The organism is Actinocorallia aurantiaca, assembly GCF_039533685.1.
GTDB lineage: Bacteria > Actinomycetota > Actinomycetes > Streptosporangiales > Streptosporangiaceae > Actinocorallia > Actinocorallia aurantiaca.
Window position 1 is genome coordinate 110,158 of sequence record NZ_BAAATZ010000037.1, and the last position, 12,019, is coordinate 122,176.

The window sequence follows — 12,019 nt, forward strand, 5'->3', positions numbered from 1 at the left end:
ACGATCATGCGAGGTCAAGGGTGCCCTATTTGCCCGTTCGGGGAGGTGTATGCAACCGAATCGTCACCCCGATGTGGCCGTCGGGTAGGCCGCGGGCGGCCCCCGCGAATTGGAGCGTACGAAACAAACACGTCACGGGGACGTAGCCTTCCGTGCGATCTAGTTCCCTAGTCTTAAGACATCTCCGCTAAGCGGGGTCGCACGGAACACGAACCGCCGATCGTCGTCGGCTCCTCCTCGACGGACGACGATCGGGGCCCGGGAACCGTGCGGCGGACCGGTGGCCCGCGTGTAAGAGCCCCAGGGGTGGGAGGTCCTAGCACGCGGGCCACGGCAACAAGGCAGGAACATGAAGGGCCCGGATCCTCAGGGATCCGGGCCTTCCGTGTTCTACGTTCTACGGCCTCACTTCACGTAGACCTGCCAGCCGATCGGCACCAGCTTGAACATCTTCATGTCCGTGCCGAAGGGCAGCCGGGCGCAGCCGTGCGAGTCCGGGTAGAGCGGGACGTTCGGCGAGCCGTGCAGCGCGTACCCCCCGTAGAAGTAGATGGGGTTGTACAGCGTGCCCAGTTTGGCCACCCGGATGCCCTTGATCTTCCGCTGGACGCGGAAGTTCCCGCGCGGAGTGCGGGAGACCGCTCCGTCCTCGTACCGGCCGCTGCCGGTGGAGGTGTGGCTGATCAGGGCGATCTCGCCCTTCTTGTACACGACGACGAGCTGCCGGCCGATGAGCACCTCGACCCGGTTGCGCTCCCGCAGCCGCTTCGGAGTGACGGGCTTGGGAGTCTTCGGGTCCTTCAGCGCCGCCCAGGTCTTCTTGCCGACGGCGCCGGCGGCCTTGGGAGTGAGCTTGTTCACTTTCTGGAACGCCCAGACCGCGGCCCTGGTCGTCGAGCCGTAGCGCCCGTCGGCCGTGCCCGGGTCGTAGTGCAGTTCTTTCAGGCGCAGCTGGAGCCGCTTGACCGCGGCTCCCTTGCTGCCCATCTTCAGGTTGGGCTCGCCCGCCGCCTTGGGAGCGGCGGCCGGAGCGGCCGGAACCGCCGAAGCGCTCTCCGCCAGCGGCACCAGGACGAGTGAACCGGCGAGCAGTACCGCCCCCAGCGCAACTTTCTTCACGTGGCCCCCACGAAATGATCGGATCCGCGAACAGCACCACACCCCGACAAAGAGTGTCAACAGCCGCATCTTTCTTGTGACCTGACAACTCTCAGTTACCACGCGGATATCTTGCTTTTGACTGTGATTAAGCGACCATAGAGGCATGTTCGGCAACAACATCTACCAGGGCGACAATTCGGCCTTGGTAGGCGGATCCCCTCAACAGGTCCACGAGCAGCTGTGGCTGGCGGGCAGACAGCGGCGCTGGAAGGCGCGGCTGCGCAACGCGGTCATCGTGCTGGCCCTGGCGTGGTGGCTCGCCGGCCCCGTCATCTCCGTCGCGGCGGGAGTCGTCTACCTCGCCGGAGACCTGCTGTTCGAGACCCAGCAGCGGCTGACCAACCGGGTGTGGCGGCGCGGGGAGAGCGGCGCCGCCCACACCGCGCGCTTCCTGCGGCTGCTGGAGTTCAAGGGCTACAGCGTGCTGCACCGGCGGGTGATCCCCGGCTACGGCGCGTTCCCCCACCTGGTGGTCGGGAACGGCCGGATCTGGCTGGTGGAGAACCAGGTGTACTCCCCCGAGGACACCCTGCTCTCGGTGAAGGGACGGCTGTTCGTCGGCAAGTCGTCCCACGCCCACGTCGTGGCCAGGCTGGAGAAGCTCGCGCAGAGCGTCTCCGAGACGCTCTCGGGCGACCTCGGCCTCCCGGTCAAGGCGTCGATCATCGTCGCGGTGCACGGCGGCAAGCCCAAGGACACCCGGATGACCGCGGGCGGCGTGGTCCTGATGCGGCCCTGGCGCGTCCCCAACTGGATCCGCCGGCGCTCGGCCGGGATGTCCGGTGCGGTGAGCGTCCAGGAGCTCAGCGCCCATGTCCTGCGCCTGTACGGACCCAGCCTCCAGGGCCTGCGCGGCGAACTGGACTGATGAGGAAGGGACCGCCCGGAACTACCGGACGGCCCCTTCCGACGACTCTCGGGTCAGCCCGCGGCGGCGTCCTTCGCCCGGGCGCGCAGCGCCCGCGCCACGCCGTCACGGCCCTCCGACAGCAGCCGGACCAGCGCGGACGGCGGCTTCTCCGTCTCGATGTAGGCGTCGGTGCGCTCCACCGTCGCCTGCGAGATGTTGAGGAACGGGTAGGCGACCTCGGCGAACGTCTGCGACATGTCGCTGCTCCACTCGCTCCAGACCCTGCCGACCTCGGAGAAGAACTCCTCGGTGTAGGGCTCGAGCAGCTCCGCCTGGTCGGGTTCCACGAACCCGCCCAGCGTGGCGCGGAAGACCGCGTTCGGCAGGTCGCCGGCGATGATGCGGTCCCACGCGGCCCGCTTGGCCTCTGGCGCGGGGATCGCCGCCCGGCACGCGGCGGCGTGGCGCTCGCCCGCGGCGGTGGCGTCCCGCCGGTGCTCGGCCTCGATCTCGGCCTCGCCCGCCCTGCCCCGGACGACCAGCCTGCGCAGCAGCGTCCAGCGCAGGTCGGTGTCGACCTTGAGCCCCTCCAGCTCCTCCGAGCCCTCCAGCAGGCCCTTGACGTAGTCGAGGTGCTCGTCGGAGATCGCGCAGGAGGTGAAGGCCTGGATGTAGTTGAGCTGGAAGTCCGAGCCCGGCTCGGCGGCCCGCGCCAGGTCGTACAGCCGGCCGGCCATGAGGGACAGGCCGGTCTGGCGCCACGCCGGGTCGGCGTACTGGCCGAGGGCGGTGCGGGCCTGGCGCAGCAGCGTCTGGGCGACCGTGATGTCGCTGACGCCGCCGATTCCCGACAGCACCAGCTTCACGTAGTCGCGGGTGGCCATCTCGGCGTCGCGGCACATGTCCCACGCCGCCGACCAGCAAAGCGCCCGCGGCAGGCTCTCCTTGACCTCGCCGATCGAGGAGACGAGGGTCCGCAGCGAGTGCTCGTCCAGCCGGATCTTGGCGTAGGTGAGGTCGTCGTCGTTGACCAGCACGAGGTCGGGACGCCTCTCTCCGACCAGCTCGGCCACCTCGGTACGGGCGCCGACGACGTCCAGCTCGACGCGCCTGCGGCGCACCAGGCCCTCGGACGTCTTGTCGTACAGGCCGATCGCCACCCGGTGCGAGCGCAGCGTCGGGTACTCCGGCACGGCCTCCTGCAGCACGGCGAAACCGGTGAAGTTCCCGGCCTCGTCCACCTCGTAGGACGGCCGCAGCGTGTTGACCTGGGAGGTCTCCAGCCACTCCTTGGACCAGGAGGTCAGCTCCCGGCCCGAGGTCTCCTCCAGCGCGTCCAGCAGGTCGGCCAGGACGGTGTTGCCCCAGGCGTGCCGCTGGAAGTAGCGCCGGACGCCCTCGAGGAAGTTCTCCAGCCCGACGTAGGCGACGAGCTGCTTGAGGACGGACGCGCCCTTGGCGTAGGTGATGCCGTCGAAGTTGACCTCCACCGCCCGGATGTCGGGGATGTCGGCGGCGATCGGGTGGGTCGAGGGAAGCTGGTCCTGCCGGTACGCCCAGGCCTTCTCCAGGTTGGCGAAGGTCGTCCAGGCGTTCTTCCAGCGGGTCGACTCGGCCAGGCAGAGCACCGACATGTAGGTGGCGAACGACTCGTTCAGCCACAGGTCGTCCCACCAGCGCATGGTGACGAGGTCGCCGAACCACATGTGCGCCATCTCGTGCAGGATCGTCTCCGCACGGCGCTCGTAGGCGGCGTCCGTCACGCGCGACCGGAAGACGTAGTCCTCCAGGAACGTCACGCAGCCCGCGTTCTCCATGGCGCCCGCGTTGAACTCCGGGACGAACAGCTGGTCGTACTTGCCGAAGGGGTACGGGTAGTCGAAGACGCGCTCGAAGTACTCGAAGCCCTGCTTGGTGACGTCGAAGATGGCGTCGGCGTCCAGGAACTCCGCCAGGGAGGCCCGGCAGTAGATGCCCAGCGGGATGCGCCCGCCGTCGTAGGAGTCGCGCACCACGTGGTACGGCCCGGCGACCAGCGCGGTGATGTAGGTGGACATCTTCTCCGTCTCCGGGAAGCGCCACACCCCGCCGTCCTGCTCCGGGGCGGTGTTGGAGACGACCTGCCAGCCCTCGGGGGCCGTCACGGTGAACGTGTAGGTCGCCTTCAGGTCGGGCTGGTCGAAGCACGCGAACATGCGGTGCGCGTCGGCCGTCTCGAACTGCGTGTAGAGGTAGGCGTTCCCGTCCACCGGGTCGACCATCCGGTGCAGGCCCTCACCCGTACGCGAGTAGAGGATCTCCGCCTTGACGACCAGCTCGTTGGCCTCGGCCAGCGAGGGCAGCGGGAGCCTGCCCTTCTCTCCGTCGTAGGTGGAGGGGTCGAGCGGGGTTCCGTTCAGCACGGCCTCCGTGACGACCGCGTCGTGCAGGTCGATGAAGGTGGTCGCACCGGCCTCGGCGCCGGCGAACCGCACGGTGGTGACCGAGCCGAAGCGCTCGGTGCCCGTGGAGACCGCACCCTCGCCGTTACCGGCGGTGATGTCCAGCTCCACTCCGTACGACTCGACGGTCAGCAGCCGGGCCCTTTCCCGCGCTTCGTCGCGCGTGAGGTTGCCTGCCACGTGCCCTCCCGAAATCTGTCTGGTAGCTCTCCCGATCTTTTCACGTCTACCCGGCCTGCGGGAATTCGCCGTCCGTCCCCCGGGTTGTCCGCAGGGAAAACACCTGTGGTGAGGAGAGTTCGACGTGTCCGAAAACGAGAAAGTACCGGTCGACTTCTGGTTCGACCCGATGTGCCCCTGGGCCTGGATCACCTCCCGGTGGATCCACGAGGTCGCGAAGGTGCGCCAGATCGAGCCGCGCTGGCATGTGATGTCCCTCGCGGTGCTCAACGAGGGCCGCGAGATCCCCGCCCAGTACGCCGAGGGCCTCAAGAAGGCCTGGGGTCCGGTGCGGGTGGCGATCGCCGCCGAGCAGAAGTACGGCCCGCAGGTCCTGGGCGGTCTCTACACCGAGCTCGGCGTCCGGATCCACGAGCAGGGGCGCGGCGTGAGCGACGAGGTGGTCGTCGAGGCCCTGGAGGCCGCAGGCCTTGACCCGGAGCTGATCGGCGCCGCCCACGGCGAGGCGCACGACGAGGCCCTGCGCGCCTCTCACAAGGTCGGCATCGACAAGGTCGGCCAGGACGTCGGCACCCCGGTCATCGAGGTCGAGGGCGTCGCCTTCTTCGGCCCGGTGGTCACCCCGATCCCCCGGGGAGAGGACGCCGGACGCCTCTGGGACGGCGTGCGGCTGGTCGCCGGTACGCCCGGTTTCTACGAACTCAAGCGCTCTCGCGACGTTCCTCCCAGTTTCGAGTAGTAACGCACTGGGTACCGCCGGGCCATGACCCAGCAGACGCGGATCACCCCCCAGATCGCGATGCGGGTCCGGGACGTCTCCCGCCCCGGCGACGGCCGGACGCCCGCCGAGCCGCCCGCCGGCGCCGGAGTACCCGCCCCGGACGCGCGGACCGGCCCCTCCCCGGACGCCGAGACGAAGACGCCGCCGCTCTCCCGCAAGGGAGAACGGCGGCGTCTTCGCAGGCTTCGCAAGAGCGGCGGTCAGGCCTTAGGGCAGCGGAGGCAGCTTTCCGTCGTTCTCGTACTCGCTGATCATGTCGATCCGGCGGGTGTGCCGGGACTCGCCGGAGTACGGGGTGGCCAGGAACAGCTCCACGAACCGGGTGGCCTCCTCCAGGGAGTACTGGCGCGCGCCGAGGCTGATCACATTGGCGTCGTTGTGCTCGCGCGCCAGGGTCGCGGTGGACTCGCTCCACACCAGGGCGGCGCGCACCCCCTTGACCTTGTTGGCGGCGATCGCCTCGCCGTTGCCCGAACCGCCCAGCACGATGCCCAGGGAGCCGGGCTCCGCCGCGGTGGCCTCGGCGGCCCGCAGCACGAACGGCGGGTAGTCGTCGAGGGCGTCGTAGACCGACGGGCCGCAGTCGACGGGCTCGTGGCCGTTGGCCTTCAGCCACCCGACCAGGTGTTCCTTCAACTCGTAGCCGGCGTGGTCGGATCCCAGGAAAACTCGCATGGACCCAAGTCTCCCAGGTCAGGCGGGGAAGGCGAACACGGGGTCTATCTGCCCCTCCAGGTCCTCGCCGACGGCCCGGTTGGCCCAGCTGCGGGCGTTCCTCCGGTGGAACTCGACGGCCTGCTCCAGGTACTTCGGCCAGTCCTTGACCTGCTCGTCGACGGTCTTGCGCAGCACGTCCAGGGCGGCGACCCCGGCCTCCTCCAGGTGCGCGCCCGGCCGCCCCTGCTCGATCGCCCGCACCGCCGGGGAGTGGCCGAACCAGGTGAGCAGGTCCTCCCCCACGTGCTCGCGCAGGTAGGCGACGTCCTGCTCGTCGTGGACCTTGTTGCCCACGACCTTGATCGTCACGTCGTAGTCGCGGGCGTACTCGGTGTACTGCCGGTAGACGCCGACGCCCTTGCGGGTGGGCTCGGCCACCAGGAACATCACGTCGAACCGGGTGAACAGCCCGGAGGCGAAGGTGTCGGCCCCCGCGGTCATGTCGACCACCACGTACTCGCCCGGCCCGTCGACCAGGTGGTTGAGGTACAGCTCCACCGCGCCGGTCTTGGAGTGGTAGCACGCCACGCCCAGGTCGTCGTCGGTGAACGGGCCGGTGGCCATGAGCCTGAGCGACGGCTCCAGGGAGAGCGAGAACTCCGCGTGGAACGGGTCGGGGCCGTGCGGGCGCAGCAGCCGGGAGCCCTCGCCGGGCGGGGTCGTCTTGACCATCGCGGCGGCCGAGGAGATCCGGGGGTTGCCGCCGCGCAGGTACTCCTTGAGCTCCGGCAGGTGGTCTCCCAGCGCGGGGACCGCCGCGCCGCCGTCGTCCAGGCCGAGCGCGGCGCCCAGGTGCTGGTTGATGTCGGCGTCCACCGCCACGACGGGCAGCCCGACCCCCGCCAGATGACGGATGAACAGCGATGAGAGCGTCGTCTTCCCGCTGCCGCCCTTGCCCACGAACGCGACCTTCACAGTGCCCTCCTAAGAGCCACTCGGCTGTACAAGAATGAAAACCATTGTCATAGCCGAGTCTTGCGAATCACTTCCCGTGGCGCAACCCGAACGCGCTGTCACACCCGGGAAAGCCGCGCGGTCAGGAGGGCTGGGGGACGACGAACCCGTAGGGGAGCTCCAGCCGGTGCGCCGCCATGAGCTCCTCGTCGGCCAGCAGCCCGAGGGTGGGCCCGTCCGCGGCGATCACCCCGCCGGAGAGGATGAGCGCGCGGGGGCACAGCTGCGCGGCGTACGGCAGGTCGTGGGTGACCATCAGCACCGTGACGTCCAGGGACAGCAGGATCTCGGCGAGCTCCCGGCGGGAGGCGGGGTCGAGGTTGGAGGACGGCTCGTCCAGCACCAGGATCTCCGGCTCCATCGCCAGGACCGTCGCCACCGCCACCCGGCGGCGCTGCCCGAAGCTCAGGTGCTGGGGCGCCCGGTCGGCCACGTGCGCCATGCCGACCCGCTCCAGCGCCGCGGCGACCCTGCGCTCCAGTTCGGCGCCCCGCACGCCGAGGTTGGCCGGGCCGAACGCCACGTCCTCCCGGACGGTCGGCATGAACAGCTGGTCGTCGGGGTCCTGGAAGACCAGGCCGACGCGGCGGCGGATCTCCTTGAGCGCCTTCTTGTCGCGGGGGTCGACCGGCAGCCCGCCGACCCGCACCGTACCGGCCCCGCCGTGCAGGATGCCGTTCAGGTGCAGGACGAAGGTCGTCTTGCCGGCTCCGTTGGGCCCCAGCAAGGCCACCCGTTCGCCTTTGCCGATCACGGCGTCCACGCCGAACAGCGCCTGGGTTCCGTCCGGATAGGCGTAGGCCAGCCCGCTGACCTCTAGAGAAACGTCCACTGCGCCATCCAAGCAGCCAGCGAGACCGCCGCTGCGGCCGCGGGCAGGATCGCACTGGCCGCCCACTGGCCGCCGGAGGCGTCGGCCCGCAGCAGGACGGGCATCCGCCCGTCGTAACCGCGGCTGAGCATGGCCAGGTGGACCCGTTCGCCCCGCTCGAAGCAGCGCAGGAACAGCGCGCCCAGGGAGCGCGCCAGGATCCGCGCGTCGCGCAGGTCCCGGGCCTCGAAGCCGCGGGCCGCGCGGGCCGTCTTCATCCGGCGCATCTCCTCGACCACCACGTCGCCGTAGCGGAACATGAAGGTGGCGATCTGGGTGAGCAGCGGCGGGACGCGCAGCCGTTCGACGCCCAGGAGCAGCACCCTGGGGTCGGTGGTGGTGGCCAGCAGGATCGAGGCGATGACGCCGAGGGTGCCCTTCGCGAGGATGTTCCAGGCCCCCCACAGGCCGTTCTGGCTCATCTCCAGGCCCAGGACCTCGACCCTGGGCCCGGTCGCGAGGAACGGCAGCAGGAAGGCGAACCCCACGAACGGGACCTCGATCAGCACCCGCTTCGCGACGTGCCCCAGCGGCACCCGCGCGCAGGCGGCCACTCCCGCGAGCAGCAGGGCGTAGGCCGCGAAGGCCCATATCTGCTCGCGGGGAGTGGCGACCACGGCCAGCACGAAGCCGAGCGTGGCGAGGATCTTGCAGTGCGGGGGCAGCCCGTGCACCGGTGACTCCCCTGCCCGGTACAGCGTGTGAGCGTGACCCGCGCCCATCTCAGGCGTGCGTCTTCCGGGTGTCCTGCCGGTCCGGCCTCGACCTGGTCCGCAGTCCCCAGAAGAGTCCGGTGCCCGCGACGAGGACCACGCCCACGCCGACGATCCCGGCCAGCCCGACGGAGGCGCGCTCGTGCTCCACGCCCTTCACCCCGTAGTCGGCCAGCGGGGAGCCGCCCAGCGGGTGCTCCTCCTCCTTGGCGTTGAAGCCCTTGTCTCCGGCGACCTTCTCCAGGCCGTCGGGGCTGGAGCTGGCGTAGTAGCTGACGATTCCGGCCAGGACCGCCGCGACGAGCAGGCCGAGTACCAGCAGGCGCTTGAGGCTCATGAGGTCGCGACCTCCTCTGTCTTCTGCGGTTCGGTGGCCAGACGGAGCGGGCGGGCCAGGCCGCGGGCCCCGTAGACCAGGTCCGGCCGGACGGCCAGCACGCTGGAGACGGCCAGCGCCGTGATCAGGGCCTCGCCCAGGCCGATGAGGACGTGCACGCCCAGCATCGCGGGGATGACCGTGGACAGCGGGACGTCGGTGGTGCCGCCGACGGCGTAGAAGGCGACGAAGGCCGCCGCGGAGGCGGGCACCGAGAGCAGCGCCGCCGAGAACGCCGCCGCCGTCACGCTCGAGCGGCGACGCGGGAGCACCTTCACCAGGAGCTTGAACACCCCGTACCCGACCAGGGCGGTGACGATCGCCATGATCGTGATGTTGACCCCCAGGGCGGTGAGCCCGCCGTCGGCGAAGATCAGCGCCTGGGCGATGAGGACGACCGAGACCACCAGGACCCCGGTGAACGGCCCGACCAGGATGGCGGCCAGCGCCCCGCCCAGCAGGTGGCCGCTGGTGCCGCCCACGACGGGGAAGTTGAGCATCTGGGCGGCGAAGACGAACGCTGCGGTGAGTCCGGCCAGCGGGGCGGTCAGATCGTCCAGCTCGCGGCGCGCGCCGCGGAGTGAGACGGCGATTCCCGCCGCGGCGATCACGCCCGCGGTCACCGACACCGGCGCGTCGATGAACCCGTCGGGAACATGCACGGCGAATCCTCCCTGTTAGGAGCCTTTTATTCCAGTTTGGAGCCTGCCAAGAGTAATTGCAAGATACTCGCAATAGCAATCACGAGGCGATGGCATGAAGGTAAGGGTGCGGTGGATTACCGCGCTCCACGCGATTCGCTCGGTACAGTGGCGGGCAACATGCTTCAGCGCCTGGTCCACCTGTTCCCGCCGAAGGTACGTGCCCAGCTGAGGCGCGTGCCCTTCCTGGTGACCCTCTACCGCTGGCTGCAGCGCGGCCGCATCCGCGAGCGGTACCTGTTCGCCGGGCTGTCCCTGGTCTCGGTGCTCATGTGCCTGGGCACGCTCCTGGTCTCCCAGCAGTGGTTCCCGCCCAGCGCCCTGGTGCTCATCGTGCTGGCCGGCGGCCTGGTGCTGCGGGTGCGCGCCTTCAGCGCGCTACTCGTCGTGGTCGCGGTCGTGCTGAGCGTCGACTCCTTCGTCCTGGACCGCGGATTCTCTCCCGGCATCGTCATCACCCTCGCGCTGACCACCCTGCTCGGCCTGTCGCTGTCGCGCACCCGCCAGAAGCTGGGCGTCCAGGGCCTGCGCGGCGAGTCGATGCTGCTGGAGCTGCGGGACCGGCTGAACCGGCAGGGCCAGATCCCGACGCTGCCGCGCGGCTGGGACAGCAAGGTGGAACTCGCCCAGGCGAGGGGCTCCTCCTTCGGCGGCGACTTCGTCGTCTCCTGCCGGCACCGCTCGGCCGACGGCGAACGCGACCTCCTGGAGGTCGCGCTGGTGGACGTGTCGGGCAAGGGCATCGAGGCCGGCACCAGGGCGCTCATGCTGTCCGGGGCGTTCGGCGGGCTGCTCGGCTCGGTCGAGCCCGAGACGTTCCTCTCGGCCTGCAACACCTACCTCCACCGCCAGCGCTGGGACGAGGGGTTCGTCACGGCCGTCCATCTCGTCGTCGACATGGAGACCGGGGAGTACACCATCGAGTCCGCCGGGCATCCCCCCGCCGTCAAGTTCGCCTCCGCCAGCGGGACCTGGCAGGTGGGCACCGCCAAGGGCGTGGTGCTGGGCGTGGTCCCCGACCTCAAGTGCGAGCCGGAGACCGGCCGCCTGGCGCCGGGCGACGCGCTCATGCTCTACACCGACGGGCTGGTCGAGGCCCCCGGCCGAGACCTGGACGCGGGCATCGACGCCCTGCTGGGCGAGGCCGAGCGGCTGGTGCCCCGCGGGTTCCGCCAGGGCGCGCGGGAGATCGTCCAGACGCTCTCGGACGCGCATGACGACGACTGCGCGCTGGTGCTGGTCTGGCGGCAGTGAACCGGGGGGCACGCGAGCCTACCCGTGAGTAAATCACCGAAATCTACCCGCCGGTAAATGTTGTCAATCCGGTAGGACAGGCAAGAAAACTGTTAACCGGACACCCCTAGGCGACCGTCGGCGAATCTGGTTACTCTGCGCGCAGAGGATCATGTTCGCGGGGTCACCTGACCACGAAACGTCCGTTTCTCGTAGAGGGGTTGAGCGATGGCCATGATCGACCGTGGCGGCGCCCGAGGGCAGCCTCCCGAAGGCGAACCGGGCGGGAAGCCCGATTTCCGCGAACTGATCGCCCGGCCCGACGTGCGCAGATGGATCCTCCGGGTGGCGTTCGCCGCCGTCATCGGCATGCTGTTCGCGATCGTCTTCGACCCCCGCATCGGGCTGACCGCCGCGGTGGTCGCGGTGATCGTCGACACCGTCCGCAGGGCCAGGGCGGGCGACGGCGGCTACCGCGCGTCACCCGCCGAGCGCAAGACCGCCAAGCAGCTGAGCGGACTCACCAAGAAGGGCTGGCACATCCTGCACGCCCGGGCCATCCCCCGCGACGACGACGGTGTCAGCGACGGGCAGATCGACCACCTGGTGATCGGCCCGACCGGGGTGTTCGCGATCGACTCCGAGTCCTGGGACAAGCGGCTGCCGGTGCGCACCCTGTCGCACATGCGGCTGTTCCACGGCCCGTTCGAGAAGAAGGACAGGCTGGACGAGGCGCGCTGGGAGGCCAACCAGGCCAGCCGGCTGCTCAGCCTGGCGATGGGCCAGGAGATCCCGGTCCAGCCCTCGGTCGCGATCTACGGGCCGTCCGTGCCCTGGCGGGTCATGACCGTGCGCAACGTGGACGTCTACTCGGGTGGAAAAGCCAGGACGTACCTGCGTAAACGACCGAAGGTCCTGACGGACGAGGAGGTCGCCGGGATCGCGGCGGCCGCCGCCAAGGTCTTCCCCTCCAAGTTCGACTGACACGAGCCGTCCATCCGGGGGGCGACCCCCGGACCCCCGAAAGGGCACAGGCGAACC

The 12,019-nt window shown here is 69.9% G+C and carries 12 protein-coding genes; 4 read left to right on the forward strand and 8 right to left on the reverse strand.

What is annotated here, in order from left to right; all coding sequences use genetic code 11:
• Nucleotides 1-405 precede the first annotated feature (405 nt).
• A complete protein-coding gene (locus ABD327_RS35385) occupies nucleotides 406-1,119 on the reverse strand; it encodes a L,D-transpeptidase family protein (protein ID WP_344457640.1) in 714 nt (237 codons plus the stop codon).
• A gap of 145 nt (nucleotides 1,120-1,264) precedes the next feature.
• On the opposite strand from ABD327_RS35385, the gene ABD327_RS35390 reads away from it, so the two are divergent.
• The gene (locus tag ABD327_RS35390) at nucleotides 1,265-2,029 is read left to right on the forward strand and encodes a hypothetical protein (protein ID WP_344457642.1); all 765 of its coding nucleotides are present in this window, start codon (nucleotides 1,265-1,267) and stop codon (nucleotides 2,027-2,029) included.
• A gap of 53 nt (nucleotides 2,030-2,082) precedes the next feature.
• Here ABD327_RS35390 and pepN read toward each other — a convergent pair whose 3' ends face one another.
• Nucleotides 2,083-4,632, reverse strand: a complete 2,550-nt coding sequence (pepN, locus tag ABD327_RS35395; RefSeq protein ID WP_344457644.1) for an aminopeptidase N — start codon at nucleotides 4,630-4,632, stop codon at nucleotides 2,083-2,085.
• A 124-nt stretch (nucleotides 4,633-4,756) separates the two neighbouring features.
• Between pepN and ABD327_RS35400 the strand changes: the two genes are divergently transcribed.
• The gene (locus ABD327_RS35400; protein WP_344457646.1) at nucleotides 4,757-5,371 is read left to right on the forward strand and encodes a mycothiol-dependent nitroreductase Rv2466c family protein; all 615 of its coding nucleotides are present in this window, start codon (nucleotides 4,757-4,759) and stop codon (nucleotides 5,369-5,371) included.
• Nucleotides 5,372-5,620: 249 nt separating this feature from the next.
• Here the strand turns inward: ABD327_RS35400 and ABD327_RS35405 are convergent, their stop codons facing one another.
• The 6 genes from ABD327_RS35405 to ABD327_RS35430 form a co-directional block, all read right to left on the reverse strand.
• A complete protein-coding gene (locus ABD327_RS35405) occupies nucleotides 5,621-6,088 on the reverse strand; it encodes a ribose-5-phosphate isomerase (RefSeq protein WP_344457649.1) in 468 nt (155 codons plus the stop codon).
• A gap of 18 nt (nucleotides 6,089-6,106) precedes the next feature.
• The gene (locus tag ABD327_RS35410) at nucleotides 6,107-7,045 is read right to left on the reverse strand and encodes an ATP-binding protein (RefSeq protein ID WP_344457651.1); all 939 of its coding nucleotides are present in this window, start codon (nucleotides 7,043-7,045) and stop codon (nucleotides 6,107-6,109) included.
• A 121-nt stretch (nucleotides 7,046-7,166) separates the two neighbouring features.
• Nucleotides 7,167-7,916, reverse strand: coding sequence for an energy-coupling factor ABC transporter ATP-binding protein (locus tag ABD327_RS35415; protein WP_344457653.1), 750 nt, complete (start codon nucleotides 7,914-7,916; stop codon nucleotides 7,167-7,169).
• The gene (cbiQ, locus tag ABD327_RS35420; RefSeq protein WP_344457655.1) at nucleotides 7,901-8,629 is read right to left on the reverse strand and encodes a cobalt ECF transporter T component CbiQ; all 729 of its coding nucleotides are present in this window, start codon (nucleotides 8,627-8,629) and stop codon (nucleotides 7,901-7,903) included. Before cbiQ ends, ABD327_RS35415 begins: the two co-directional genes overlap by 16 nt.
• A 49-nt stretch (nucleotides 8,630-8,678) precedes the next feature.
• Nucleotides 8,679-9,005, reverse strand: coding sequence for a PDGLE domain-containing protein (locus tag ABD327_RS35425; RefSeq protein ID WP_344457657.1), 327 nt, complete (start codon nucleotides 9,003-9,005; stop codon nucleotides 8,679-8,681).
• Complete coding sequence (locus ABD327_RS35430; protein ID WP_344457660.1) at nucleotides 9,002-9,706, reverse strand: energy-coupling factor ABC transporter permease; 705 nt, start codon at nucleotides 9,704-9,706, stop codon at nucleotides 9,002-9,004. The genes ABD327_RS35425 and ABD327_RS35430 overlap by 4 nt, the downstream gene beginning before the upstream one ends.
• A gap of 159 nt (nucleotides 9,707-9,865) precedes the next feature.
• On the opposite strand from ABD327_RS35430, the gene ABD327_RS35435 reads away from it, so the two are divergent.
• Nucleotides 9,866-10,999: a SpoIIE family protein phosphatase gene (locus tag ABD327_RS35435; protein ID WP_344457662.1), complete on the forward strand. Its 1,134-nt coding sequence runs from the start codon at nucleotides 9,866-9,868 to the stop codon at nucleotides 10,997-10,999.
• Between the two features lie 207 nt (nucleotides 11,000-11,206).
• A complete protein-coding gene (locus ABD327_RS35440) occupies nucleotides 11,207-11,962 on the forward strand; it encodes a nuclease-related domain-containing protein (RefSeq protein ID WP_344457665.1) in 756 nt (251 codons plus the stop codon).
• Nucleotides 11,963-12,019 lie beyond the last annotated feature (57 nt).

What these genes read in the sequence shown, in the direction of transcription:
- ABD327_RS35390 (WP_344457642.1), top strand. Translation starts at nt 1,265, where the DNA reads ATGTTCGGCAACAACATCTACCAGGGCGACAATTCGGCCTTGGTAGGC.
- ABD327_RS35405 (WP_344457649.1), bottom strand. Translation starts at nt 6,088, where the DNA reads ATGCGAGTTTTCCTGGGATCCGACCACGCCGGCTACGAGTTGAAGGAA.
- ABD327_RS35425 (WP_344457657.1), bottom strand. Translation starts at nt 9,005, where the DNA reads ATGAGCCTCAAGCGCCTGCTGGTACTCGGCCTGCTCGTCGCGGCGGTC.
- ABD327_RS35435 (WP_344457662.1), top strand. Translation starts at nt 9,866, where the DNA reads ATGCTTCAGCGCCTGGTCCACCTGTTCCCGCCGAAGGTACGTGCCCAG.
- ABD327_RS35440 (WP_344457665.1), top strand. Translation starts at nt 11,207, where the DNA reads ATGGCCATGATCGACCGTGGCGGCGCCCGAGGGCAGCCTCCCGAAGGC.